The 26,206-nt window shown below is 64.0% G+C and carries 22 protein-coding genes, 1 tRNA gene and 2 pseudogenes; 8 read left to right on the top strand and 17 right to left on the bottom strand.

Annotated elements, in window-relative coordinates:
- Nucleotides 1-13 precede the first annotated feature (13 nt).
- Nucleotides 14-559, bottom strand: a complete 546-nt coding sequence (gene msrA / locus G4G27_RS16480) for a peptide-methionine (S)-S-oxide reductase MsrA (RefSeq protein ID WP_183109659.1) — start codon at nt 557-559, stop codon at nt 14-16.
- 97 nt (nt 560-656) lie between these two features.
- Here msrA and galE point away from each other — a divergent pair, with 97 nt between their 5' ends.
- Both galE and G4G27_RS16490 read left to right on the top strand, forming a co-directional pair.
- Complete coding sequence (gene galE / locus G4G27_RS16485) at nt 657-1,652, top strand: UDP-glucose 4-epimerase GalE (RefSeq protein ID WP_183109660.1); 996 nt, start codon at nt 657-659, stop codon at nt 1,650-1,652.
- The gene (locus tag G4G27_RS16490) at nt 1,649-2,578 is read left to right on the top strand and encodes a DMT family transporter (RefSeq protein WP_183109661.1); all 930 of its coding nucleotides are present in this window, start codon (nt 1,649-1,651) and stop codon (nt 2,576-2,578) included. Before galE ends, G4G27_RS16490 begins: the two co-directional genes overlap by 4 nt.
- Here G4G27_RS16490 and G4G27_RS16495 read toward each other — a convergent pair.
- The 3 genes and pseudogenes from G4G27_RS16495 to G4G27_RS16505 all read right to left on the bottom strand — a co-directional run.
- Nucleotides 2,491-3,324 (bottom strand): annotated as a pseudogene (locus tag G4G27_RS16495) (SDR family NAD(P)-dependent oxidoreductase); the annotation flags it as partial. The gene G4G27_RS16490 and the pseudogene G4G27_RS16495 overlap by 88 nt on opposite strands.
- A complete protein-coding gene (locus G4G27_RS16500; protein ID WP_183109662.1) occupies nt 3,325-4,608 on the bottom strand; it encodes a M48 family metallopeptidase in 1,284 nt (427 codons plus the stop codon).
- A 34-nt stretch (nt 4,609-4,642) separates the two neighbouring features.
- Complete coding sequence (locus tag G4G27_RS16505; RefSeq protein WP_183109663.1) at nt 4,643-6,334, bottom strand: M28 family metallopeptidase; 1,692 nt, start codon at nt 6,332-6,334, stop codon at nt 4,643-4,645.
- A gap of 141 nt (nt 6,335-6,475) precedes the next feature.
- Between G4G27_RS16505 and pepN the strand changes: the two genes are divergently transcribed.
- Nucleotides 6,476-9,073, top strand: a complete 2,598-nt coding sequence (gene pepN, locus G4G27_RS16510; protein WP_183109664.1) for an aminopeptidase N — start codon at nt 6,476-6,478, stop codon at nt 9,071-9,073.
- A 28-nt stretch (nt 9,074-9,101) separates the two neighbouring features.
- On the opposite strand, the gene G4G27_RS16515 is transcribed toward pepN, so the two are convergent.
- Genes G4G27_RS16515 through G4G27_RS16525 form a run of 3 tightly spaced genes read right to left on the bottom strand, consistent with a single transcriptional unit; the run spans nt 9,102 to nt 10,859 of the window.
- Nucleotides 9,102-9,830, bottom strand: a complete 729-nt coding sequence (locus tag G4G27_RS16515; RefSeq protein ID WP_183109665.1) for a DUF72 domain-containing protein — start codon at nt 9,828-9,830, stop codon at nt 9,102-9,104.
- The gene (locus tag G4G27_RS16520) at nt 9,811-10,182 is read right to left on the bottom strand and encodes a tRNA-binding protein (RefSeq protein ID WP_183109666.1); all 372 of its coding nucleotides are present in this window, start codon (nt 10,180-10,182) and stop codon (nt 9,811-9,813) included. The genes G4G27_RS16515 and G4G27_RS16520 overlap by 20 nt, the downstream gene beginning before the upstream one ends.
- Nucleotides 10,182-10,859, bottom strand: a complete 678-nt coding sequence (locus tag G4G27_RS16525) for a glutathione S-transferase family protein (protein WP_183109667.1) — start codon at nt 10,857-10,859, stop codon at nt 10,182-10,184. Before G4G27_RS16525 ends, G4G27_RS16520 begins: the two co-directional genes overlap by 1 nt.
- A 123-nt stretch (nt 10,860-10,982) precedes the next feature.
- Here G4G27_RS16525 and G4G27_RS16530 point away from each other — a divergent pair, with 123 nt between their 5' ends.
- Entirely contained in the window at nt 10,983-11,291 is a 309-nt protein-coding gene (locus G4G27_RS16530; protein ID WP_183109668.1) for a GIY-YIG nuclease family protein, read from the top strand.
- A 609-nt stretch (nt 11,292-11,900) separates the two neighbouring features.
- Here the strand turns inward: G4G27_RS16530 and gltB are convergent.
- From gltB to G4G27_RS16560, 6 genes are all read right to left on the bottom strand, one after another.
- Entirely contained in the window at nt 11,901-16,430 is a 4,530-nt protein-coding gene (gene gltB / locus G4G27_RS16535) for a glutamate synthase large subunit (protein WP_183109669.1), read from the bottom strand.
- A complete protein-coding gene (locus G4G27_RS16540) occupies nt 16,430-17,059 on the bottom strand; it encodes a DUF2059 domain-containing protein (protein ID WP_183109670.1) in 630 nt (209 codons plus the stop codon). Before G4G27_RS16540 ends, gltB begins: the two co-directional genes overlap by 1 nt.
- Nucleotides 17,056-17,778, bottom strand: coding sequence for a DUF2059 domain-containing protein (locus G4G27_RS16545; RefSeq protein WP_183109671.1), 723 nt, complete (start codon nt 17,776-17,778; stop codon nt 17,056-17,058). The genes G4G27_RS16540 and G4G27_RS16545 overlap by 4 nt, the downstream gene beginning before the upstream one ends.
- A complete protein-coding gene (locus G4G27_RS16550) occupies nt 17,736-19,175 on the bottom strand; it encodes an NAD(P)-dependent oxidoreductase (protein ID WP_244624372.1) in 1,440 nt (479 codons plus the stop codon). Before G4G27_RS16550 ends, G4G27_RS16545 begins: the two co-directional genes overlap by 43 nt.
- Before the next feature lie 160 nt (nt 19,176-19,335).
- Complete coding sequence (locus G4G27_RS16555) at nt 19,336-20,145, bottom strand: undecaprenyl-diphosphate phosphatase (protein ID WP_183109672.1); 810 nt, start codon at nt 20,143-20,145, stop codon at nt 19,336-19,338.
- 141 nt (nt 20,146-20,286) lie between these two features.
- Nucleotides 20,287-21,237 (bottom strand): complex I NDUFA9 subunit family protein, encoded by a 951-nt coding sequence (locus tag G4G27_RS16560; RefSeq protein WP_183109673.1) that lies wholly within the window; start codon nt 21,235-21,237, stop codon nt 20,287-20,289.
- A 110-nt stretch (nt 21,238-21,347) separates the two neighbouring features.
- On the opposite strand from G4G27_RS16560, the gene G4G27_RS16565 reads away from it, so the two are divergent.
- Both G4G27_RS16565 and G4G27_RS16570 read left to right on the top strand, forming a co-directional pair.
- A tRNA-Leu gene (locus G4G27_RS16565) sits at nt 21,348-21,434 on the top strand.
- Between the two features lie 178 nt (nt 21,435-21,612).
- Nucleotides 21,613-22,890, top strand: a complete 1,278-nt coding sequence (locus G4G27_RS16570) for an integrase arm-type DNA-binding domain-containing protein (protein ID WP_183113857.1) — start codon at nt 21,613-21,615, stop codon at nt 22,888-22,890.
- 70 nt (nt 22,891-22,960) lie between these two features.
- Here the strand turns inward: G4G27_RS16570 and G4G27_RS16575 are convergent, their stop codons facing one another.
- A complete protein-coding gene (locus tag G4G27_RS16575) occupies nt 22,961-23,167 on the bottom strand; it encodes a helix-turn-helix domain-containing protein (protein ID WP_183113858.1) in 207 nt (68 codons plus the stop codon).
- A 616-nt stretch (nt 23,168-23,783) separates the two neighbouring features.
- Nucleotides 23,784-24,067 (bottom strand): annotated as a pseudogene (locus tag G4G27_RS16580) (DNA ligase D); the annotation flags it as partial.
- Between the two features lie 337 nt (nt 24,068-24,404).
- Between G4G27_RS16580 and G4G27_RS24190 the strand changes: the two are divergent.
- Entirely contained in the window at nt 24,405-24,548 is a 144-nt protein-coding gene (locus G4G27_RS24190; RefSeq protein WP_244624373.1) for a hypothetical protein, read from the top strand.
- Between the two features lie 55 nt (nt 24,549-24,603).
- Here the strand turns inward: G4G27_RS24190 and G4G27_RS16590 are convergent, their stop codons facing one another.
- Together G4G27_RS16590 and G4G27_RS16595 are read right to left on the bottom strand one after the other, a co-directional pair.
- Nucleotides 24,604-24,867 carry a DksA/TraR family C4-type zinc finger protein gene (locus G4G27_RS16590; protein WP_183109675.1) on the bottom strand — a complete coding sequence of 88 codons (264 nt, stop codon included), beginning with the start codon at nt 24,865-24,867 and terminating at the stop codon, nt 24,604-24,606.
- 94 nt (nt 24,868-24,961) lie between these two features.
- Nucleotides 24,962-25,483, bottom strand: coding sequence for an SOS response-associated peptidase family protein (locus tag G4G27_RS16595; protein ID WP_244624374.1), 522 nt, complete (start codon nt 25,481-25,483; stop codon nt 24,962-24,964).
- A gap of 55 nt (nt 25,484-25,538) precedes the next feature.
- On the opposite strand from G4G27_RS16595, the gene G4G27_RS16600 reads away from it, so the two are divergent.
- Complete coding sequence (locus tag G4G27_RS16600) at nt 25,539-26,126, top strand: SOS response-associated peptidase (protein ID WP_183109676.1); 588 nt, start codon at nt 25,539-25,541, stop codon at nt 26,124-26,126.
- The last annotated feature ends 80 nt before the right edge of the window (nt 26,127-26,206 follow it).

Here is a 26,206-nt window from a genome sequence, read left to right on the forward strand (position 1 = left end):
GGCTTAAGCGGGGCTACGCCGCTTCGGTCGCCTTCGACCTCGCGGCGAAGCTCTTCCTCAGTTTCTTCAGCTTTGGCGGGATAACCGCCTGGCAGTAGGGATTGCGCTGCCCTTCGCCCTGCCAATATTCCTGGTGATAATCCTCGGCTGGATACCATACCGTCAGCGGTTCGATCGTGGTCACGATCGGGCCGCTCACCTCGGTCGCGGCGCGCGCCATCGCGGTCCGCGCCTCGATCTCCTGTTCGGGCGAATGCGGAAAGATCGCCGAGCGGTATTGCGTCCCGACATCATTGCCCTGGCGGTTGAGCTGCGTCGGATCATGCGTTGCGAAGAACATGTCGAGCAAGTCGCCATAGCTCAGCTGATCGGTATCGAAGGTCACGCGAATCGCCTCGGCATGGCCGGTGTCGCCGCCGCATACCTGGCGATAGGTCGGGTTGGGCACCGAGCCGCCGATATAACCGCTCTCGACCTTTTCGACCCCGATCACGTCGTTGAACACCGCTTCGGTGCACCAGAAACATCCGCCCGCCAGCGTGGCGACTTCGCTTGCCATGATAAGCTCCTCAATATCTCTTCTTAAGATAGGAACGCGGTGGCGTGAGGCAATCCGCGCTGTTAGGCGGACACGCGAACTGATCGAGGTCAAGACGATGCGCGACATGACGGTGCTGGTGACGGGCGGAGCGGGCTATATCGGCAGCCATGCGGTGCTCGCTCTGCTCGATGCCGGCTATCGGGTCGTGGTGGTCGACAATCTCGTCACCGGCTTCGCCTGGGCGGTCGATTCGCGCGCGACGCTTATCGAAGCGAACATCGAGGACGATGGCCGTGTTCGCGCCGCGATCCGCGGTCATCATGTAAAGGCGATCATGCATTTCGCCGGATCGGTGGTGGTGCCCGAATCGGTCAGCGATCCGCTCAAATATTACCGCAACAACACCGTTGCCAGCCGCGCCCTGCTCGAAAGTGCGGTGGCCGAGGGCGTGCCGCATTTCATCTTCTCCTCGACCGCCGCGACTTATGGCACGCCGGCGACGGAGACGGTTTCCGAGGACAGTCCGACCGTGCCGATCAACCCGTACGGCATGTCGAAATTGATGACCGAGGCGATGCTGCGCGACGTCGCGGCGGCGCACCCGATCAATTATGCCGCGCTGCGTTATTTCAACGTCGCCGGCGCCGACCCGCAGGGGCGCACCGGGCAATCGACCGCCGGCGCGACGCATTTGATCAAGGTCGCGGTCGAAGCGGCGACCGGCAAGCGCGATTCGGTGGCGATCTTCGGCAGTGATTTCGACACGCCCGACGGCACCGGGGTGCGCGACTATATCCATGTCAGCGATCTTGCCGCGGCGCATGTCGCGGCGCTCGACCTGCTGATCGCCGACCCGTCGAAAAGCCACATTCTCAATGCCGGTTATGGCCGGGGCTTTTCGGTCACCCAGGTGCTCGACGCGGTCGACCGCGTCACCAACCGCACGATCGAGCGGCGGTTCGAGGGACGCCGCGCGGGCGACCCGGCGGCGCTGATCGCCGACAACAAGGCGATCCTGGAGACGCTCGACTGGACACCGCAGCGTGACGACCTCGACACGATCGTCGGCGATGCCGTGGCGTGGGAACGCAAGCTGGCCGAACGCCAGTGAACGAGGCCGATACCGGGGCGCCACCACCGCAATCGACCCGCCTTTCCGTCCTGATTCCGTTTGCCATCGTCACCTTGATCTGGGGCTCGACCTGGCTGGTCATCAAGGATCAGCTGGGCGTCGTACCGCCTAGCTGGTCGGTCGCTTATCGCTTTCTGGTCGGGGGCGTCGCGATGCTGATCTATGCGACGATCCGGCGCGAACGGATTGCGCTCGACGCACGCGGCTGGGCGTTCGCGGCGGGGCTCGCGCTGTTCCAGTTCTGCCTCAATTTCAACTTCGTCTATCGCGCGGAAAGCTACATCACCTCGGGGCTGGTCGCGGTCATCTTCGCGCTTTTGCTTGTGCCCAATGCGGTGCTCGGACGGATCTTCCTTGGCCAGCGGCTCGGCCGGCAATTGCTCGCCGGATCGGCGGTGGCGATGGCCGGGGTGGCATTGCTCTTCGTCCATGAGGCACGGACCGGCGCGGGCGGGCTGCATATGGCAATGGCCGGCATCGGCTTCACGCTGGCCGGCGTGATGTCGGCTTCGACCGCCAATATCATGCAGGGCACCGGCACTGCCAAACGCTATCCGATGGCCGTGATGCTCGGTATCGGCATGCTGATCGGCGCGGCGTTCGATGCGGCGCTCGCCTGGAGCCTGACCGGGCCGCCGGTGATCGAGCTGCGCCCGGCCTATCTGCTTGGCGTGCTCTATCTCGGCGTGATCGCCTCGGCCGTCGCTTTCACGCTCTATTTCGGCGTGCTCCGCATCATCGGCCCGGCCAAGGCGGCTTATTCGGGCGTGATCGTGCCGGTCATCGCAATGCTGCTATCGACGATCTTCGAGGGGTATCGCTGGTCGCTGCTCGCCGGGGCGGGCGCGGTGCTGGCGATGATCGGACTGGTCATCGCGCTCAAGGCGCGCAGGCCGAACCGGTAATCGGGATACGCCGGGCGCCAGCCCAGCACGCGCTTTGCCTTGCCGTTCGCGACGCGCCGGTTCTCGGCATAGAAAGCGCGCGCCATCGGCGACAAGGTCGCGAGATCGATGAACGCCGGCGCGGGGTGGCCGAGCAGACGGCTGGCGAACTCGATCACCTCATTCTGCCCACACGGCGCATCGTCGGCCAGGTTATATGCGCCCGGCGGCGCATCGAGCGCGGCGATCACGCCGCCGACGATATCATCGACATGAACCCGGCTGAACACCTGGTCCGGCAAGTCGACCCGGTGCGCACGCCCTTCCGCCACGCGGTCGAGCGCCGACCGGCCCGGGCCATAGATTCCGGGCAGGCGAAAGACCCGCGCACCTGATTTCAGCCACGCGCCATCGGCGGCCGCGCGCGCTGCGCGCCGTCCAGTGATCGGCGCGCTTTCATCGACCCAGCCGCCGCCGGCATCGCCATAGACGCCGGTTGACGAGAGATAACCGAGCCATGCGGACGCCGCCGCCAGCGCCTCGCCATAAAGCGCCAGCACCGGATCGACCTCGCCCTCCGGCGGCACCGACGACAGGATATGGCTCGCCGCGGCGATTTCCGGCAGCAGCCGGTCACGGTCGGCAAAAGCGATCGTGCCGTCACGCCCGTCCCGGCTGGTGCCGGTCACGCGCCATCCTTCGCCACGCAGCCGCGCCGCCAGCCGGCCCGAGCTATAACCGAGCCCGAAGACGAACAGCGACGGCATCTATTGGTCGAACTTCACGTCCGGCTTGATCATCGTCGCGCCGGGCACATGGTCCTTCTTCCACTGCATCGACATACGCACCCGCGTTGCGCCCGACGGATGGTCGAAGAACAGCGCCTCCTCGGCCGGACCCGGTTCGATCTTGCGATATTCCGACAGGCGCATCGCGACCTTGGCGAAACCATCCGGCTCGCGCGCGGCGTCTAGGCCGAACGCGTCGGCCTCGCTTTCCTGGACGCGGACCAACGTGTTCTGCACCGGCGTCAGGATCAGCCCGGCGACCGAGGCGAGCAGCATGAAGATCGCCGCCGCCGCCGGATCCGCGACGTCGCGCACGCCCCAACGCGGATAACGCGCAACCAGCGCCGGCGCGATCCGCGCGATCAGGAAAAAGACCACCAGGAAGATCACGGCAAAGGCCAGGATCGCCTTCTGCACGTGATTGAGCACATAATGCCCCATCTCATGGCCCATCACCGCGACGACTTCGTCGGGTCCGGTGCGGTTGAGCAGATTGTCGTTGAGCGTGATGCGGATCGTCGGCCCCAGGCCGGAGACATTGGCCGAGATGCGCTTGCTCTGCTTCGATGCGTCGGAAACATAGATATGGTCGGCCGGGATATGATTGGCGGCGGCGACCGCGACGATGCGATCGCGCAAGGGTCCCGCCGGCATCTCGGTATATTTGTTGAACAGCGGCATGATGAACAGCGGCGCGACCAGGGCGGCAATCAGCACGAAGCCCGTCATCGCCGCCGCGCCGAGCAGCCACCAGCGTCGCGGGAAGCGCCGGATCACGGCGAACATCACCGCGAACAGGATCATGTTGACGACGATGCCGACGCCCACGCCGATCGCCTGCTCGCCGAGCCAGGCGCCGAAGCCCTGGTTCATCAGGCCATATTGTCTCTCGCGGAAAAAGCCGGTGTAGATCGTCCAGGGCAGAATGATCAGCGCGCCGGCGATGGTGAAGGGCACGGCGAATATCGCCGGCTGCAGCCAGCGCCGTTTGATCAGCCGTTCGGTGATATCGCGGAACCGGGCCGCCATGCCGGTCGCGAGCATGATCAGATAGGTGACGACCGAGGCGAGCGTGCCCCATAGCGTAAGCCAGTAGCCGCCCTCGAAATAAGCGTCGGACTTGGCTCGCGCCGGGCCCTGCAGCAAGTCGAGATAGGCGCGGGTCGCCCGTTCGACATCAAACGCCGGACTGGCCGCATGGGCCATGGTCGGCAGCAAGACGGCCGCCAGTCCCGCGGCGCCCCAGATCATCGATTTGCGCATATCCGCTCCCCCAATTTCATCCAGAACCGTCATTCTATTTCGCGCCATATCCCCGGTAGAGCAGACCGAAGAAATCGCCCTTGTTCCAGCGCGGGCGGTCATTGCCATCGGCGATCTCGCGCGCGATCGCATAGTTCGCGTCGACGAAACGGATACCCTGCGCCCAGTCGATCGGCAGCGACACTTCGTCCGATGGCTGATGGTAATTCTCCGCGAAGAACTTCGCCCAGGCCGCCTTGCCGGCACCCGCCTGACCCGGCCACAGGAACACCGACGGGATGCCTTGCTGCACGAAGCGGTAATGATCCGATCGCACGAAGATCGCCTGAGCCGGGTCGGGATCGGGCGACATGGTCACGCCGACTCCGGCCACCGCCTTGCTGACGATCGGACCAAGCGTCGAGCGATCGGCGCCGAACACGACCATATCCTCGAAGCGATAAGTCAGCAGCGGCATGTCGAGATTGACGTCGGCGACGATGCTCTCCTTCGGCACGGTCGGGTGCTTGGCGAAATAATCGGATCCGACCAGTCCCTTTTCCTCGGCGGTGACGGCAAGGAACATGACGGTGCGACGCGGTGGCTTGCCGCTCACCTTGAAGCGTTTCGCTTCCTCGATCAGCGACGCGATGCCGACCGCATTGTCCTCCGCGCCATTGTTGATCGTGTCGCCGGTCGCGTCGGGCTTGCCCACGCCGATATGATCGAGATGAGCGGAGAGAATGACGATCTCCTTGCCGATCTTCGGGTCGCTGCCCGGGATCACACCGGCGACATTGGCGCTGGTTGCGGGTTCGAAACTGGTCTTCAACGCGACGGTCAGCGTGCCGGGCAGTTCCAGTGCCTTGAACCTGGTCTCGCTATTGGCCGATTGTTTGAGGATATCCTCCCATTTGGCCTTGGCGCCAACGAACAATTTGGCGGCGCCGATGCTGCTGAGCGTGCCCAGGCCGGGTGCGCCGGCGGTGCCGCCGGTTCCGTCGGGATTGGCCCAGGTCGTGCGCTCATCGTCCCAGTCGCGCACCTGAGTGGCGAAAGTCCGCCCGCGGATCGCGCCGGGCCGGTCGAGCGCAATCGTGCCGACCGCGCCATGCTCGGCCGCGATCACCGCCTTGGTGGCGGGACTTGAGAAATGCGCGCGTTCCTCGCTTTGCAGGCTGTTCGGCGCGCCGGCGAAATAGGCGACGATCTTGCCGCGCACATCGACCCCGGCATAATCGTCGCGCTTCACATGCGGCGCGACGATGCCGTAACCGACGAACACCACGGCCGCGTCGATCGCGGTCTCGCGTTTGCCGGGATTGGCACCGGGCGCATAATCCTCCCCGAACACCAGCGCCAAGGGCGGCTGGCCGGGACGGGTCAGCACGAAATTGCCCTTGTCGGCCGCCTTGTAGGTGGTCAGCGGCACCTTCTGGATATAACCGCCCTGCTCGCCCGCAGGACGCAAGCCGGCGGCGTAGAATTGCGCCGCGACATATTGCGCCGCGATGTCGAATTCCGGGCTCCCCGCCTCGCGCCCGCGCATCGCATCGGAGGCGAGGAACATGACATGCGCCTTCATCGCCGCCTGATCGTCAGGCAGGACTGCATTGACGATCGCGTTGATCGCTGCCGGGGCCGGTTTGGTGACGGGAGCGGGCGTCGGAGTGGCGGGGGGTGTGGTCTGCGCGATTGCTGCGCTCGCCAGGCCGGCAAAAGCTGCCGCGCCGATAACTCGAAACATCCCGGACCCTTTTCGAATAGATGTGTGTCAGCGGGGTAGCACGGCTGCGCCGCCGCGCAAGCGTCGCAATTTGCGTCCGATTCCGCAGCTGTGCGAGATTTCGGTGGCTTAGCCCTTGTCCGCTCCTGTAGATTGGTCGCGATGTTAGATGTTCAGACCGCCACCGCCCATCCCGCTATCACCCGTCGTGAGGATTATCGCCCGCCCGACTGGCAGGTCCCGGAGATCGCGCTCGACCTCGATCTGGATCCCAGCGCAACCCGGGTGCATGCGACGCTCAAACTGGTGCGGACCAGCGCGCATGACCGGCCTTTGGTGCTCGACGGCGCGGGCCAGACGCCCTTGTCGGTCAAGGTCGACGGCGTTGCGATCAACAATTGGCGGATCGAGGACGATGCGCTGATCATCGAGCTGTCGGGCTCCGAACATGTCGTAGAAACCGAAGTCGAGATCGCGCCTGACCGCAACACGCAGTTGATGGGGCTCTACGCCTCGGGCGGCAATCTGTGCACACAGTGCGAAGCGGAAGGGTTCCGCCGCATCACATTCTTCCCTGACCGCCCCGATGTGCTGACGCGCTACAAGGTGCGTATGGCGGCCGACAAGGCGCGCTTCCCGGTGCTGCTCGCCAATGGCGATCCGGTCGGCGCGGGCGATCTCGGTGACGGACGGCATTGGGCCGAATGGCACGATCCGTACCCGAAACCCTGTTATCTGTTCGCGATGGTCGCGGGCGATCTGGTCGCCAATCGCGCGACCTTTGTCACCCGTTCGGGACGCGAAGTCGCACTCGGCATCTGGGTACGCCCCGCCGACCTGCCCAAGACCGCGCACGCCATCGAAGCACTCAAGACCTCGATGAAATGGGACGAGGATGTCTATGGCCGCGAGTATGACCTGGACGTGTTCAACATCGTCGCGGTCGATGATTTCAACTTCGGCGCGATGGAGAACAAAGGCCTCAACATCTTCAATTCGCGCTACATCCTGGCCGATGCGGAGACCGCGACCGATTATGATTTCGACGCGATCGCCGCGGTCGTCGCGCATGAATATTTCCACAATTGGTCGGGCAACCGCGTCACCTGCCGCGACTGGTTTCAGCTGTCGCTGAAGGAAGGCTTCACGGTCTTTCGCGACCAGAGCTTTTCGGCCGATCAGGGTTCGGCGGCGGTCAAGCGGATCGAGGATGTGCGTGGGCTTCGCGCGGCGCAATTCCCGGAGGATTCGGGGCCGCTGGCGCATCCGATCCGTCCCGACGCCTATCTCGAAATCTCGAATTTCTACACCGCTACGATCTACAACAAGGGCGCCGAGGTCATCCGCATGATGGCGACGATGCTTGGCCCGAAGAAATTCCGCGCCGCGACCGACCTGTATTTCGATCGCTTCGACGGAACCGCGGCGACTTGCGAAGATTTCGTCGCCTGCATGGAGGAAGCTGGCGGGATCGATCTTGCCCAGTTCCGCTTATGGTATTCGCAAGCGGGCACGCCACGTGTCTCCGCGTCATTGAGCCACGAACCCGGCAGCGGCCGAGCGGTCCTCAAGCTCGCGCAGCGTATGCCGCCAACGCCCGGCCAGTCCGACAAGGCGCCGATGGTCCTGCCGCTCAAGCTCAAGCTGTTCGGTGCCGAGACCGCGCGGCCGATCGGACCGGAACAGCTGATCCTGTTGTCCGACGCGGAGGAACAGATCAGTTTCGAGACCGTCACGGAGCGTCCCATATTGTCGATCAATCGAGCCTTTTCCGCGCCGGTGATCGTCGAGACCGATCGCTCGGCGGCCGATCTCGCTTTCCTCTCGGCGCATGATGACGACCCGTTCGCGCGTTACGAAGCGATGCAGCAGCTGATGCTCGACACGTTGGTCGAGGGGACGGCGCATGGTCGCGCGGATCACGCCGCGGTGATCGCCGCGGTCGCCAACACGTTGCAGGATGCGCAGCTCGATTCGGCCTTCATCGCCGAAGCGGTGTTGTTGCCCTCGGACAGTTTTATCGGCGACCAGATGGCGCAGGTCGATCCCGAAGCGATCTTCCGCGCGCGTGAGGCATTGCGCCGCGATCTCGCGCGCGCACTCGAGCCGCAATGGCGTGCCGCTTATGAAGGCGCGCGCGCGGCGAAGTTCGAATATTCGCCCGGCGCGAAAGGGCAAAGGCGGCTCAAGACCGTCGCGCTCGGTTATATCGCGGCGAGCGGCGCCGGTGACGCGGCAGCACTTGCTTTCCGCCAGTTCGAAACGGCGGACAATATGACCGACCGGCAAGGCGCGCTGACCAGCCTGGTCAGCGGCAACGCGCCGGAGCGGGTCGCGGCGCTCGATATCTTCTACAACCGCTACAGCGACAATGCGCTGGTGCTCGACAAATGGTTCTCGACCCAGGCGCTCTCCGCGCGCGACGACACGCCGGCGATGGTCGCCGACCTGGCGCGCCATCGCGATTTCACGCTGGCCAACCCCAACCGGGCGCGCGCTTTGGTCGGAGCGTTCAGCGTCAACCAGCGCGCGTTCAACCAGGCCTCGGGGGAAGGGTATCGCTTCGTCGCCGATCAATTGATCGCGCTCGACAAGCTCAACCCGCAGACCGCGGCGAAACTGATCCCGCCGCTCGGCCGCTGGCGCCGGTTCGACGAAGACCGCGCGGCGATGATGCGTGCCGAACTGGAGCGGATCGTCGCGACACCGGGCCTGTCGAAGGACATGTTCGAACAGGCATCGCGAAGTCTGGCGGGGTAATTGGTTTGCCGGCAGGCGCTGTTTTGCGTCAGACCCGATCGTGCAGGTCGATCGCATTGGCGATCGCCGCGCCGCTCGCGGTGTTGTCGTAGATCGTCCAGCTTTCCACGCCGGCGTCCCGCGCTGTCCCAGCATGGCTTTGGATCGCCGCGTCATCATAGCTTGACCAATAGACCCGCGGCGAACCGTGCAGCCGAGTATAGCGCAGGCCGGGCCAGCCGCCGGGCAGCGCGGCATGCGGCACCCTGGCCGGGTCGGCGGCGACGCGCGCTATCTTGTGGCGAACGAGAGAAACGTCGGCACTGGCCTCGAACCAACTCGCATGACGCGGTTCGCAAACCGCCCGACCACCAACAATCTTGTGAAGCTGCTTGAAGAAGACATCGGTCACTGCCGCATCGAAGATCAGGCTTGGCGGGAGCTGAATAAGAACGGGTCCACGCTTTTCGCCAAGACCGGCAATCTCATCGGCAAATGCCGCCAGCAAATCCTCGGGCCCCGTCAGGCGTCGTTCGTGCGTGATCGCCCTGGGCAGCTTGACCGCGAAACGGAAATCGGCCGGCACACTCGCCGCCCAACGCTCATAGGTGGCGCGGCGATGAGGGCGATAGAAGCTGGAGTTGATTTCCACCGCGTTCAGCTGCGCGGCGTAGCGCTCGAGATGACTGCCGCTGCCGGGGAATCGCGCCGCCACGGCTTTCGGGATCGACCAGCCGGCCGTCCCGATGCGGATCGTGTCAGAAGAGCCGCCCGCCATTCGGTACTGACACGGTCGGGCCGACCAGTACGACCTTGCCGTCGGCATCGGGAAAACCGAGCGTCAGCACTTCCGACATCATCGGGCCGATCTGGCGTGGCGGGAAATTGACCACCGCCGCGACTTGCCGGCCGGGAAGGTCGTCGAGCGTATAATGTTCGGTGATCTGCGCTGACGATCGCTTGATCCCGATCGCCGGGCCGAAATCGATCGTCAGCCGATATGCCGGCTTGCGCGCTTCGGGAAAGGGCAGCGCCTCGACGATCGTGCCGATACGGATATCGACGGCAAGGAAGTCGTCGAAGCCGATCGTCGGCGCTGCGGCGGCAGCGGGATCGTGGGTCGCGTGCATCAGAGATCGAAATCCACATCGTCATAATGTTTCGGCGGCGTGATCCCCTCCATCCGTTCCGACAGCAACGGGCGGAAACTCGGGCGGCTCTTCAGTCCGCGATACCATTTCGCGGTCTGCTCGTGATTCTTCCAGTCGATCCCGCCGAGATAATCGGTCACCGATATCTGTGCCGCCGCCGCCAGATCGGCGAGGCTCATGGTCGATCCCGCCATCCAATTGTGATGATCGAGCTGGTAATCGGTATAATCGAGATGGCGCACCGCCGCCTTCATCGCCTCGCGCAGTACCTTCGAATCAGGTGACTCCTTGGTCACCAGCCGCTTGACCATGCGCTCGTGGAGCAAGGGTGCGGTGATGTCGGCGAAGAACTGCGTGTCGAACCATGCGACCAGCCGGCGGATTTCGGCGCGATTGACCGCGGTACCGTTGATCATCGCCGACTTCTCGACCGTCTCCTCGAGATATTCGCAGATCGCCATCGAATCCATCAGCAGGATCTTGCGCGACGGGTCGGTCATTACCGGCACTTGGCCGGCCGGGTTCATATCGAGGAATTCGTCGCGGCGCTCCCATGGCGATTCGCGCACAAGGTCGTAACCGACGCCCTTTTCGCCGAGCAGAAGCCGGACCTTGCGGGAAAAGGGACACAGGGGGAATTGATAAAGCTGCCACATGATCTCGTGTTAGATCGGCCGGGCGGCGGGGGGAAGGCATGATGGACGCTGATTTGCGAACCCTTCACCCCAACCGTCATGCCGGACTTGTTCCGGCATCCACTGCGCGGCAAACTCGGCTGCATGAGGGAGCGCGAACCCTGCGTCTATATTCTGGCGAGCGCCTTTAACGGGCGGCTTTACACCGGCGCGACGTCGAACCTGGTCGGGCGTGTGATGCAGCATCGCGATGGCACATTCGACGGCTTTACCAAGAAATACGGCATCAGGCGGCTTGTCTGGTACGAAGTCGGTGAGACGATGGACTCGGTTATCGCGACCGAGAAACGGATCAAGAAGTGGCGCCGCGAATGGCGGATGAACCTGATCGAGCGGGACAATCCGCATTGGGACGATCTGGCCGTGGCGCTCGGATTGGGGCCATTGCGCTAGACAACCACTTCGTCACCCCGGCCTTGCGCCGGGTGCCACGGTTCCGCAATATCAACGCTTGCGGATAACGCGGCGCGGTGGACCCCGGCACAAGGCCGGGGTGACGGTTGAGTGTTGTGGCCGCACCTACTCCACCGCGACCATCTCCACGTTGGCGTCGAGCGGATCGCATCCTGAGGGTTACCTCAGGCCGGACTCGTTTCGGCATCCAGCGTGGGCGGATGGTCGGCAGGGTCAGCTCGATTCAGATTGCTTTCAGGCGTCCTCATAGCTGCTTCCGGGTGTGCCGCGTCACGGGCGTCGGCCCGGCCGACCGACCATTTGAATCAAGCTGGAGCAGGTGATGATTTCCGCCCCCGTCATTTCCCGATATTCCCGTAGGGCGTCTGCGAAATTCCCGTTGCGCTGCTTCGGTTTTCCCGCAGTTTTTCCCGTGGATTCCCGCAGAACGCCCGAAAAAGCATTTTCCCGCAAAACTTCCCGCAGCTGCGGGAAATTGGCACCGGATACGCTTCGGTTTCGGACGGCACCACCCGCCGATTCAATCTTGCCCGTCCAACCGCCAGCACCGCCCCAACCCGGCCAAGCGCGGGGCGGGTTGGACTTGGGCTACTCCGCCGCGACCATCTCCACGCTGTCGTCGAGCGGATGGCTCAGCCGGGTGAGCATTTCCTTCGGCACGACTTGCCAGAAACGGTCGACCACCCGGCCCCAATCGTCGATCAGGCTGCCCGACCATTTCGAATCCGTCGCCGCATGATGTGCGCGGACCAGATTGAGCAGCACCGATTCCCAATGCATCGACGACAGCCGCTGCCAGGTGATGCTTTCGGGGTTGGCGCGGCGTGCGAAACTGCCGTCCTCGTCATAGATAAAGGCCATGCCGCCGGTCATGCCGGCACCGAAATTGGTGCCGACCGCGCCGAGTACGACTGCCACACCGCCGGTCATATATTCGCAGCCATTGGCGCCGCAGCCTTCGACCACCACGGTTGCGCCCGAATTGCGCACCGCGAAGCGCTCACCGGCCTGGCCCGCCGCGAGCAGGCTGCCCGAGGTCGCGCCGTACAGCACGGTATTGCCGATGATCGTGTTCTGCTGGCTGACCAGAGGCGAGCTGACCACTGGTCGCACGACGATCTTGCCGCCCGACAGGCCCTTGCCGACATAGTCGTTGGCGTCGCCGAATACCTCCAGGGTCACGCCCTTGCACAGGAACGCGCCGAGCGACTGGCCGGCCGATCCGCGCAGCCGCACATGGACATGCCCGTCGGCCAGCGTCGACATGCCGAACTTGGCGGTGATCTCGCTCGACAGGCGCGTGCCGACCGCGCGGTGCGTGTTGCGCACCGAATAGGTCAGCTGCATCTTCTCGCCGCGCGAGAAGACCGCTGCTGCATCCTTGATCATCTGTGCATCGAGACTATCGGGCACTTCGTTACGGAAGCTGGTCAGCGAGAAGCGACGCTGATCGTCGGGCGCATCGACCTTGGCCAGGATCGGGTTGAGGTCGAGATCGTCGAGATGCTCGGCACCACGGCTGGCCTGGCGCAGCAATTCGGTCCGCCCGATCACTTCGTCGAGGCTGCGGAAGCCGAGCCGGGCGAGGATATCGCGCACCTCCTCGGCAATGAAGGTCATCAAATTGATGACCTTTTCCGGCGTGCCGGTAAATTTCGCGCGCAGCCGTTCGTCCTGCACGCACACCCCGACGGGGCACGTGTTGGAATGACATTGCCTGACCATGATGCAGCCCATCGCCACCAGGCTGAGTGTGCCGATGCCGAATTCCTCAGCGCCAAGGATCGCGGCGATGACGATATCGCGCCCGGTCTTCAGCCCGCCATCGGTGCGCAGCTTGATCCGCCCACGCAGACCGTTGAGCGTCAGCGTCTGGTTGACTTCGCTCAGGCCCATTTCCCACGGCGTGCCGGCATATTTGATGCTGGTCTGTGGGGAGGCGCCGGTGCCGCCGACGTGGCCGGACACCAGGATGACATCGGCATGCGCCTTGGCCACGCCGGCCGCCACGGTGCCGATGCCAGCCGAGCTGACCAGCTTCACGCAGACGCGCGCACGCGGATTGATCTGCTTCAGATCGTAGATCAGCTGCGCCAGATCCTCGATCGAATAGATGTCATGGTGCGGCGGTGGCGAGATCAATGTCACGCCCGGCGTCGCATGGCGCAACTTGGCGATGAACTCGGTGACCTTGAAGCCGGGCAGCTGACCGCCCTCGCCGGGCTTGGCCCCTTGCGCGACCTTGATCTCGATCTCCTCGCACGCGCCGAGATATTCGGCCGTCACGCCGAACCGGCCCGAGGCGATCTGCTTGACGCCGGAATTGGCGTTGTCGCCATTGGCGTATGGCGTGTAGCGCGCCTTGTCCTCGCCACCCTCGCCCGACACCGCCTTGGCGCCGATCCGGTTCATCGCGATCGCCAGCGTTTCGTGCGCTTCCGGCCCCAATGCGCCGAGGCTCATGCCCGGTGTGACGAAGCGCTTGCGGATTTCGGTGATCGCCTCGACCTGGTCGACCGGCACGCCCTCATCGGGGAAATTGAACTGCAGCAGGTCGCGCAGATAGATTGGCGGCAGCGATTCGACCCCGCGCGAGAATTGCAGATAGGTCGAATAGCTGTCGTTCGCGACCGAGCTTTGCAGCAAGTGCATCAGCTGCGCCGAATAGGCATGCGCTTCGCCCGTGTGGCGCTGGCGATAGAAGCCGCCGATCGGGAGCGTCGCGATAGCGGGATCGAACGCCGCCTCATGCCGCTCCGCCGCGTTGACGAACAACGAGGCATAGCCTTCGCCGGAAATCTTCGCCGGCATGCCCGGGAACAGGTCGTTGACCAGCGCGCGGCTGAGGCCGACCGCTTCGAAATTATACCCGCCGCGATAGCTGGAGATCACCGCGATCCCCATCTTCGACATGATCTTGAGCAGGCCTTCGTCGATCGCCTTGCGGTGGCGCTGGAGACAATCGTCCAGCGTCAGATCGCCGAACAGGCCGCGCTCGTGCCGATCGACGATCGACGCCTCGGTCAGATAGGCATGTACGGTGGTCGCCCCGACGCCGATCAACACCGCATAATAATGCGTGTCGAGGCATTCGGCGGTCTGGATGTTGACGCTGGCATAGGAGCGCAGGCCCTTGCGCACGAGATGCGTGTGCACCGCCGCCGCCGCCAGCACACCGGCGATGCCGACGCGATCCGGGCCGATATTCATGTCCGACAGGAACAGTTCGCTCTTGCCCTCGCGCACCGCCTGTTCGGCTTCGGCGCGGATCCGCGCGATTGCCGCGCGCAAATCCTCGGGCTTGCCACCGGATTCGAAGGTACAGTCGATCTCCGCCACCGCCGACCCGAAATAGGCCTTGAGCCGGGCCCAGTCGGCACCGGTCAGCACTGGCGATTCGAGCACCAGCACGCCATCGCGGCGGTCCTCGGTGTCGAGGATATTGGCGAGATTGCCGAAGCGCGTCTTGAGCGACATGACATGGCGCTCGCGCAGACTGTCGATCGGCGGATTGGTCACCTGGCTGAAATTCTGCCGGAAGAACTGGCTGATCAACCGCGGCTTGTCCGAGATCACCGCGAGCGGCGTATCGTCGCCCATCGAGCCGATCGCTTCCTTCGCGCCCTCGACCATCGGCGACAGGATCAGCTCCATATCCTCAAGCGTCTGGCCTGCGGCGACCTGACGGCGAGTCAGTTCGGCGCGGCCGAAACGCGCCGTCGCGTCGGCGGGCGGGGCGGGCAGGTCGTCGATCGCGGTGAAATTGCCGATCATCGCGCCGTAATCGGCCTCGGCGGCAAGGCGGTCCTTGACCTCGCGGTCCTTGAGCAATTCGCCCTTGTCGAGATCGATCGCGATCATCTGGCCCGGCCCAAGCCGGCCCTTTTCGACGATTGTCGATTCAGGCACCACGACCATGCCGCTTTCCGAGCCGACGATCAGCAACCCGTCGGAGGTGCGGGTATAGCGCAGCGGGCGCAACGCATTGCGGTCCATGCCGGCGACCGCCCAGCGGCCATCGGTCATGGCAAGCGCGGCGGGGCCGTCCCACGGTTCCATCACGCTGCCGAGATATTTGTACATGTCGAGATGCGCCTTGGGCATCTCGTCCTTGCCCAGCCATGCTTCGGGCACGAGCATCAGCTTCGCTGTCGGCGCGTCGCGGCCCGAGCGGCAGATCGCCTCGAACACGGCGTCGAGCGCGGCGGTGTCCGACGCACCCGCCGGGATGACCGGTTTGATGTCCTCGGAATTGTCGCCGAACGCGAGGCTCGCCATGCGGATCTCGTGGCTCAGCATCCAGTTCTTGTTGCCGCGGATCGTGTTGATCTCGCCATTGTGCGCGAGGCAGCGGAACGGCTGCGCCAGCCACCATTGCGGGAAGGTGTTGGTCGAATAACGCTGATGGAAGATCGCGACCCGGCTCTCGAAACGCTGGTCCTGCAGGTCGGGATAGAAGACCGACAGCGATTCCGCGAGGAACAGGCCCTTGTAGATGATCGAGCGGCACGACAGCGAACAGATGTAGAAGCCCTGGATCTGCGCCGCGATCACGCGCTTCTCGATCCGCCGGCGTACGAGATAGAGGTTCTTCTCAAACTCCGCCGCGCTTGCTTCATCGGGAAGCGGACCCGCGATCATGATCTGCTCGATCTCGGGCCGCGTGGCCTGAGCCTTTTGCCCGATCACCGAGACGTCGACCGGCACCTGGCGCCAGCCATAGATCGAATAGCCTTCCTCGATGATCACGCTTTCGACGATCGTGCGGCACGCTTCCTGCGCGCCCAGATCGGTGCGCGGCAGGAAGATCATGCCGACCGCGAGGCGGTTCGGCTGCACCTTGTGCCCCGACGCGACCACCGCATCGTCGAAGAATTTGAGCGGCAGGTCGACATGCAGCCCGGCGCCATCGCCGGTCTTGCCATCGGCATCGACCGCGCCGCGATGCCACACCGCCTTCAGCGCATCGATCGCCGACTGCACCACGCGCCGCGAGGCGCTGCCATCGGTCGCCGCGACCAGGCCGACACCACAGGCGTCGCCCTCGAATTCGGGGCGGTACATGCCATCACGGGCGAGGCGGTCGCGTTCGGCCTGATTGGCGATCTGGCTTTTCATCAGTGGCGCCCCTTCTTGTCCAGCGCTTCGATCTCGGCCTTCAGCTTGGCCAGTTCGTCAGGCACCCGTTGCATCGATCGCGTCATCAGGCCGTTCATCCAGGCGCCGACATCGGGGTCGGCCATGATCGTCGGCGCCAGCGTCAGATAGATCTGGCCCGTAGGCGTCGCGAAAAAGGTCGCCATGTCGTTCAATTGCGCGAGCGTGAAACGGCGCGCATAAGCGCGCGCCATGGCATCGAGCATGCCCGGCAGATTAGCGATCAGGTCGTTGGTGCTCGTCGTCATCTGCCGTTCCATGAAACGGTCGAACACCGCCCGAGCGCCAGGCTCCTGGTCGATCGCAGTGGCGAGTTCGGGACTCTGGGTGAACGACCGGGTAATGTTCTGCATCATCGCCGTCATGATCGATCGCATCATCTGGTCGCGCGTCGCCGGCGGCATAAGCTGATCCATCAGCGCGCGCGCCGCGGTTAACCGCGCCGGATCGACCGGCGTGGCCGGAGCCGGTGCGTTTGGCGGCGGCGCGGTCTGTGCCGATGCGGCTATCGGCAGCGCCGACGACAGGCTCGCGCAGAGCAGCATCACGCCGCTATGGGCGGAACGATCGCGGAAGAATTTGCGGGTCATTTCTTCGCCTTTTCGGGTGGCGGCGGCAGGTGCTTGGTCGCTGCCTCCATCTTGGCCATCATCGCCGGCATTTCCTTCATCATCCGCGGCATGAAGGATTGCATCGCCTGCATCATGTCGGGTCCCATCATCAGCATCATCGAATCATGCGCATAGGCCGTGCCGGTCGGGGTCGCGAAAAAGCGGTCGAGGTCGCCCAGTTCGGCGACGGTGAAGCGGCGAGCATAGGATTTGGCCAGCGCATCGCGCACCTCCGGTTCGACCTCCGTCATGATTCGCGACATCTCGCTCGTCATGACGCGCATGGTGATTTGCATGCGCTCCTCGAAATGAGGATCGCCCGCAGCCATCGCCTCGCCCAGCGTCTCGCCCTTGTGCGTCGCGGCGTCCTTTTTCTTGTCGCCATCGGGCATGGTCGCGGCGATGTCGTCCATCTTCATGCCGTACATGCCCGACATCATGTTGCCGGCCACTTGATCCATCGCGCCGCGCATCAGCCGCTCATAGGTCCCAAGCGGCCAGACGCGGTCGATCACTGGTCGCGCGGCGGCAAGGCGCGCGGGGTCGACCGGCGCGAGTGGCGCCGTTGCACGGGTTGCGGGGATCGGGTCCGTTTGGGCGACCAATGGCGCCGGCACGGCCAACGCCAGCAGCAATGCCGATTTCAATATACAGGTCACGCCGCGACCTTCACATTCGTCGCCTTCGCCTTCAGCCATTTATGCATCGCCGCCGACACGTCGCGCCCATCGCGGATCGCCCACACCACCAGGCTCGCACCGCGCACGATGTCGCCGGCCGCGAACACGCCGTCGAGGCTGGTCATCAGCGTCTTGTTGTCGACCAGCACGGTACCCCAGCGCGTCACGCCGAGTTCGGGTGCACCGAACAGATGCGGCAGGTCCTCGGCATCGAAGCCCAGCGCCTTGATCACCAGATCTGCGGGCACGTCGAAGCCGCCCTCCGGATCGATCTCCGGCGCGCGCCGCCCACTCGCATCAGGCGCGCCGAGCCGCATGCGGCTGGCCTTCACGCCGGTGATGCTGTCGCCGGACAAGAATGCTTCCGGGGCGGACAGCCACACGAATTCGACGCCCTCTTCCTCGGCATTGGCCACTTCACGCTGTGAGCCGGGCATGTTGGCGCGGTCGCGGCGATAGAGGCATTTCACCGATGCAGCGCCCTGACGCACCGCGGTGCGCACGCAATCCATTGCCGTGTCGCCGCCGCCGATCACCACGACATGCTTGCCCGCGGCATCCAGGCTGCCATCGTCGAACGCCGGCACCGCATCGCCGAACCCCTTGCGGTTCGACGCGGTGAGGAAATCGAGCGCATCGACCACGCCGGTACTGCCGACACCGGGCGCCTTGATCGCGCGCGGTTGATAGACGCCGGTCGCGATCAGTACGCTGTCGTGACGGTGGCGCAGCTCGGCCATGCTGGCGTCGCGGCCGACTTCGAAATTATCGTGGAAGACGATCCCGCCCTGCTTCAGCCGGTCGACACGCCGCGTGACGACATGCTTTTCCAGCTTGAAGCCGGGAATGCCGTAGGTCAGCAGTCCGCCCGCGCGGTCGTAGCGGTCATAGACATGAACGTCGTAACCGTAGCCGCGCAGATATTCCGCCGCGCTCAGCCCCGCCGGCCCCGCGCCGATGATGCCGACCGATTGTCCGCGCGGGCTTCCGACCACGAGCGGCTCGACCCAGCCTTCTTCCCAGGCGGTGTCGGTGATGAATTTCTCGACCGACCCGATCGTCACCGCCCCGTGGCCGGAGAATTCGATCACGCAATTGCCTTCGCACAACCGGTCCTGCGGACAGATTCGGCCGCAAATCTCGGGCATGGTCGAGGTCGAGTTGCTCAGCTCATAAGCTTCGCGCAGCCGCCCTTCGGCGGTGAGGCGCAGCCAGTCCGGGATATGATTGTGCAACGGACAATGCACCGAACAATAAGGCACGCCGCATTGCGAACAGCGCCCGGCCTGATCCTCGGCAGCGGGCGGGGCATAGCGATCGGCGATCTCGCGAAAATCCTCCGCGCGCAGCTTGGGTGCGCGCTTGCCGGGGAAAGCTTGTGGCGTTCCCACGAACTTCAACATGGATTCGGTCATCGGCCCCTCACGTTCAACAAGGGGCGCCATAACGCCGTCAACACGCTGAGTCACGGCAAAATCGCCATATAGGTAAGCAGTTCTTACCTATATGGTCTTGATTTGCCGTTGGCCGCCTAATCAGAGCATATTATCGCAGATTAAAATGACCGATCCGGACTTATATAGCGAGTAGCCAGATCAAGCCGATGGTTCCGACAATGATTCGATACCAGGCAAACGGCGCGAAACCATGCTTGCCCACAAAGGTCACGAACCAGCGAATTACCGCCAGCGCGACGAGAAACGACACGATGAAACCGATCGCGATCTCGGTCAGATGGGCATTGCCCAGCTCATGACGTCCATCCCACAAGGCCAGCGCGGTTGCCCCCATCATCGTCGGCACGGCGAGGAAGAAACTATATTCCGCCGCCGTCTCGCGATCGACGCCAAGGGTCAGCGCGCCCATGATCGTTGCACCCGACCGGCTCACCCCCGGAATCATCGAGATGCACTGCACGACGCCAATTGCGAGCGCCGTGCGCCAGGTCATCTCCTCCACCGAACGCGTCGTGACGGTCTTGGCCAGCCGCTCGATCACCAGGATCAGTATACCGCCGACGATCAGCGCGATCGACACGACGACCGGCGCGATCACCGGCGCCTCAAGCACGGCCTTGATCGCCTTGATCGCAATGACACCGACAAGTGCCGAGGGCAGAAAGCCGAGCAGCACGTTGCGCGTGAAGCGGATCGCGGCCGGATCGCGCGCCAGCAGGCCCCGCGCCACGCCCATGAAGCGCCCCCAGAACAACACGATCACCGCGAGAATCGCACCGAGTTGAATGACGATGTCGAAGGTCGCGTCGGCCTGCGGCAGACCAAGCAGCGCGCCGGCCAGGACGAGGTGCCCGGTCGACGACACGGGAAGGAATTCCGTCACGCCCTCGACGATGCCGAGCAGGATGATGATCAACAGGTCAGTCACGCGTACACCCCCAATGCGGCCCTGCCGCTATCCGGCCCGGGCAGCCATCACGGAGCCCCTTAGCCGTTCGTTTCGAGCGAAGTCGAGAAACCCTTGCGGCAGACCGGCGCGGCAGCGGGTCGAGCGCGATGGCGCGGAAACTCAGCCGGCTTCGGAAGCCGAAATCCCGCGCACGCCGAACCGCCCCTGCCGGCGAAACCGTACCAGCCACGCCGGCGCGACCGCAGCGAGCGGCGTCGGTGCGATACCGAATGCCGCCAGGCCGCTCGCGCCGTCCGCAACGACATTGTCCCGCTGCAGCATCATCCATTGATCACGGGTGATCGGCATGCCGGGCAGGAATCCCAGGGTCGCGATCGCCGCACCGGCAATATCCGGCAACTCGATGATCGCCGGATCGCGCCCGATCGCCCCGGCGATCCAGCGGATCAGCTCACCCATCGTCATCACATCGGGTCCGCCAAGTTCGAAGGTCTTGCCGCCAAATCGGGCCGTATCGTCAAGCGCGCAGACCACGGCTCGGGCCGCATCGACGACATGGACGGGCTGGAACTTCACACCGGCACGAAGCACCGGCACGACCGGCGCGCTCGCGATCATTCCCGCGAAGCGATTGACGAAGCGGTCCTCGCGCCCAAACATCAGCGACGGGCGCAGGATCGTCGCGGCCGGAAATGCGTCGCGCACCGCGGTTTCGCCTTCGCCCTTGGTCCGACCATAAGCGGCGGGCGATTCAGGATCCGCGCCGATCGCCGAGACATGCACCAGCGCGCCGACCCCGGCCGCTGTCGCGGCCTTCGCCACATTGCGCGCTCCGTCAGCCTGGATGCCCTGGAAATCACCCGCGAGCACACCGACCAGGTTGACCACAGCGTCCGACCCTTGAACGACGCGCGCCACGCTCTCGGCATTGGTCACATCGACCGCGGCAAATTGTGTCTGACCAAGGCCGCCGAGCGGCCGCAGAAACAATGCCTGACGCGGATCGCGCTGCGCGATCCGCACCCGCGCGCCACCGGCGAGCAATTCCTGCGCGACATAGCGCCCGAGAAAGCCACCGCCGCCGATCAGCGTCACCAGTTTGCCGTTCATGCCTGAAAATCCTGCTCGAAAACGCGTTATGTCCGGTATTCTCCCTGCCGCATCAGGAGCCGTGTTGACAAGCCCGCCACCGCTCCCCTAGAGCCCCCCGCCTACCCCGTGCCCAGATGGCGGAATTGGTAGACGCACCAGCTTCAGGTGCTGGCGATCGCAAGGTCGTGGAGGTTCGAGTCCTCTTCTGGGCACCAGATTTCGTCCCCGGCAACGTCCGGGGACGTCCAGCAAGCGGCTGGTTTCAAAGCATAATTTCATCGACGATCGCTGGCAACCGTCCGGGTTGATCCAGCTGATTCCAGCAAAAGAGACACAAAAAGAGTCTCATTTTGTGTCTGCTGGGTGGACCCGGAGAAAACCGGGAACACGATGATGCTGACACAACTCCAGATTACCTCCGCCACGCCTAGGGCGAAGCCGTACAATCTCCCTGACGGACAAGGGCTGGTCCTCGTCGTCCAGACGAGCGGCTCGAAGCTCTGGCGCTTCCGCTATCGATATGCCGGCCGACCAAAGACGCTTCACATCGGCCCTTGGCCGGCCAAGTCGCTTGCCGACGCTCGCGAGAAATGCCGTGAGGCGCGAAAGGCCATCGCGGCCGGGCTCGATCCGGTTCTCGAGAAAAAGCGCGCAAGGATCACAGCGCGGTTCGCCGTGGCCACGACCTTCAAGGACGTGGCGCTGGAATGGGTCGCTAAGTGCGAGCGCGAAGGCCGTGCCGAGATCACGGTGGACAAAATCCGCTGGCTGCTGGGCATGGCGTATCCGCTGATCGGTTCCCATCCGATCGGCTCCATCACGCCCACCGAGGCACTATCCGTCCTGCGCAAGGTCGAGGCACGCGGTCGCTACGAAAGTGCCCGCCGCATGCGTAGCGTGCTCAGCCGCGTGTTTCGCTATGGCATCGCGACCGCCCGCTGCGATCGCGATATAGCCGCCGATCTGCGCGGTGCGCTGACGACTCCCAAGACCGTCCATCACGCGGCCATCACCGATCCCGATGAGGTCGGCATCCTGCTGAAGACAATGGACGGCTATACCGGCCAGGCGGTCACACGCATGGCTATGCGGCTTTCTCCTCACCTCTTCGTCCGGCCGGGCGAACTGCGCCAGGCCGAGTGGGGCGAGATCGATGTCGAGAAGGCGACCTGGTCGATTCCCGCCGAGCGAATGAAGATGCGGCGCGCGCACCGGGTGCCGCTGTCCCGGCAAGTGCTGGCGATGATCGAAGAACTGCGCAAGATCACCGGGCATCGCCAGCACCTGTTCCCGTGCATGGGGAGTCCGAGGCGGCCCATGTCCGAGAATGGCGTCAACCAGGCCCTGCGTCGGCTTGGATACGAGACCGGCGAGATGACGGCCCATGGTTTTCGAGCGATGGCGGCAACCTTGCTCAATGAGATGGGCCAGTGGAACCCAGATGCGATCGAGCGGCAGCTCGCGCATCAAGAAGCGTCATCCGTCCGTCGCGCCTACGCGCGTGGCGAATATTGGGATGAACGCGTCGCCATGATGCAGCACTGGTCGGATTATCTGGATGGGCTGCGTGACGCTGCAGAAGCGCCAAGGCCTCCGAAAATTTCCTCCGGCACGCCCAAGGCGCGAAAATCCACCAAGGCCGGTCGCCCCCGTGGCCGGCCAGCGCGCTAAGTCACCAATATCCTGCCGGGCACAAGTTCCGTTGATGCCCGGCAGGGTATGACCTGCCAATTCCAATGCGTCAGCTTTGTGCCAATCGATCGACGGCGGTCAGGGACTTCAGGCTTCCATATTGTATGAGCGTGGCGCGCCCCACCTTCACGGCCTCGAGATCGCCCGATTGAATGAGCTCGTAGATGCGGGACCGGCTGAGCCCGGTTATCCGAACCGCGGTCGAGATGCGTACCGTAAGCGGCTCGATCTTCTGCTCCCATGCGCGTTCGATCATTTCTGCCACCGCGAAACCGCTGCTGCCCAATAAGGCGCAGGCGAGGTGTCCAGGAGAGCCCTCGCAGAGCTGACCATCATCCGAGCTGTGCGAAACATCGACCGTGTCATTGGACCTCCAGCCCTAATGCGATTTTGATCGCTGAGGGCCAAACGAACGTGACAAGGATGCGATAGAACCACCAGACCGCGTCTGGGGACGTTCAGGTACCTTTTGGGGAATAGCGACCAGGAAAACCATCAGGCGGACTCTGATTCCCGGTCGCGAAAGGGGTGATCGCTACCAACGCTTTGCAATAGTGAGACCAACATCTTCAACGAATCCTTACTTGCGCAATGGCCGATCTGCCTTCCAGTCAGGCAAGGCCGTCAGCCAGATGGTCGTCGGACACCTGCTTGCCGCTCATTTCGAGGCGTTCGAGACGGTCGCCCCCATCTCCACCGCGTAGCTCCCTGTCCGACGTCGTGCCGGGGATCGCCAACGTCGCGGTATCGGCGGCGGCGACACTCGCCGATCTACTCCGGCGGGATATCACGCCAGGCAGCATCTTTATCGGCTCCGATTCTCAATCCCGCCTCTGGGCCGAGTCCGTGGCGGGGCGTCTGGGGCTCGACGTCTTCACCTCGGGCCACTCTGCCTTGGGCACGAGTGGGCAATGACGTGGATGCCCTTGCCGCCGGTCAGCATCGGGAAGGTCTCCAGACTAGTCGACTTCAGGATATCTCGGAAATGGAAGGCGGCCCTGCGCACCGCCTCGAAGTCGAGAACGTCGTCCGGATCGAGGTCGAAGACGAGCCGATCGGCCTTCTCGACATCCTCGATCCGGGCACCCCAGCCATGGAACTCGATCGAGCCCATCTGGACACATGTCAGCAGACCATCGGCTATGTCGATATAGAGATCGAGGAAGGCGCTCACACCTGCCGCGCGGTTATCGAAACACCGAAGGGCAGCCGATCCAGATACACCTACGAGCCCGAGATCGAGGCGCTCGTGTTGTCCGGGCTGCTGCCTGCTGGGATGAGCTTTCCGCTCGACTTCGGGTTCGTGCCATCGACCCTCGCGGAGGATGGCGACCCACTGGACATCCTCGTGGTCGGCGACGACCCGAGTGCACCCGGATGCGTCGTGCTCGTGACGCTGCTTGGCGTGATCGAGGCAGAACAGACCGAAGGCGGCAATACGGTAAGAAACGATCGCCTGAGCGCGCGCACGTCGCTGTCAGGCGGCGGACAGCGTGGACGATCTCGGAGATTTGTTCGTCAATCACCTCGGCCGCTTCTTCGTCACCGACAACGAACTGAAGAAGAAAGGCTTCAAGGTGCTCGGCGTGGGCGGGCCGGAACGAGCACTGAACCTGCTCCAGGCTGCGATCGAATAAGCGTCTCGAACAGGGGACGGACGCGAAAAATCATCGCGAGAGACGTAGTCCGCGCTTAGCGGAGCTGGCTATCCTTGCTGCCGCGTCGGTTGATCATTGCGAAAGCGGGCCGCTTGTCGCGCTCCCCCTGGCAAGCCACGCATGTGCGCGCACCCGGAAGAGCGTTGCGACGCGCCGCGGGTATGTCCTCGCCGCAATCCTCGCATTCGTCGAGCCCGTCGCCGCTCGGCAGGCGCGCGCGCGCGCTCAGCACCGCATCGGTGATGCTGTCGGCGATCTGATCCTGAACGGCACCATCGGGCGCCCAGCCATTGGCCATCTGCGTTCTGCCGCAATATCGAAGGTTTAACACGCGATCTAGGAATTGTGTCCTGTAATTCCAGGGCCTTGCGCGATTGAAGCGAAGGCTGTGCTTACAAAGCCAGCATCGGCTGCCGAGCGCCCGGGCCGATTTCCTCCACCAGAAATGTCCGCGCGGGTGGCGTCACGAGCAAATCCGCCTCCGGCACGGTCCGATCCAGCCACTGCATCACCTGGCGGCGGTGAATGATAGCGCCGTGCCGCTCTTGGTGAAGCGCGACCTCGCGATTGGCCGCGACAGTGACGATCCGGTAACTGAGCGGCCATTCGCCCATGGCCGGCTCCCAGACGCCGGCAAGGTAGAAGAAATTGCCGCCATCGAGCGTCACCCGGTAGCGCTTGTCGCCGATGCCCATGTGAAATTCGGACGCCGGGATCAGGCAACGATGGCTCGGGAACGTCTGTCCCTCGGACCGAACGAACCGGAAAGACGTCCCGCTGCCGAACCGGGGATCGGATCCCCACGTCGCCTCGACCATTTCCACTTCATCGACAATATCCGGATTACGCCGGATGATGGCGCGCCGGCTTCCCAACGGCGCGTCCGAATCAAAGGGTCTGGGCGTCGAGTCCATGCTTGGAACATACTGGGAACGACGCCGAGGCGCAAGTTAGGGAGCGGGAAATACGATGTGCAATGATTACCGCCTGGAGGTCGATGTCGCGTCGATCGTCGAGGATTTCGCCGACCTCAAGATCAAGATCGATTTCCCGGAGGGCGTGCCCAACGTCGCGCCGCGCGCCGACATCAAGATCACCGACACCGCCCCGATTGTCCGGACCGGCATCAATCGCGTGTCCGGCGAGCTCGTTCAGCGCCGATGGAGCTGGCCGGCACCCAACAAGAAGCCGGTCTATAATTTCCGGTCGGACGGGCGTGAGTTCACCAGCGGCCGGTGCCTGATCCTCGCCGACGGCTTCTATGAGTTCACGACGCCTGACGATCCGAAAAAGAAGCGGAAGGACAAATGGCTCTTCACGCGAAAGGGCGCGCCATGGTTCTGCATCGCAGGAATCTGGCGAAGCAATCCCGATATCGGCGAGGCCTTCACGATGCTCACGATGGAACCTGGTCCTGACATCGCGCCGTATCACGATCGCCAGATCGCCATCCTCGATCGCGCCGACTGGGCCGATTGGCTGGATCCCAACGTTTCCGCAAAGAGCATCCTCAAGCAGCTTCCCGCGGGCAGCCTTAGTGTCGAGCAGGTGGGCTAGCCGGCGGCGCATCACGCCGAGGCGCTCAGCTCAGAAATCATCGACCGTAGAACCCGAGGGCCTCCCCAATCGTTGGGGGC

This window comes from Sphingomonas sp. So64.6b, assembly GCF_014171475.1.
Taxonomy (GTDB): Bacteria; Pseudomonadota; Alphaproteobacteria; order Sphingomonadales; family Sphingomonadaceae; genus Sphingomonas; species Sphingomonas alpina_A.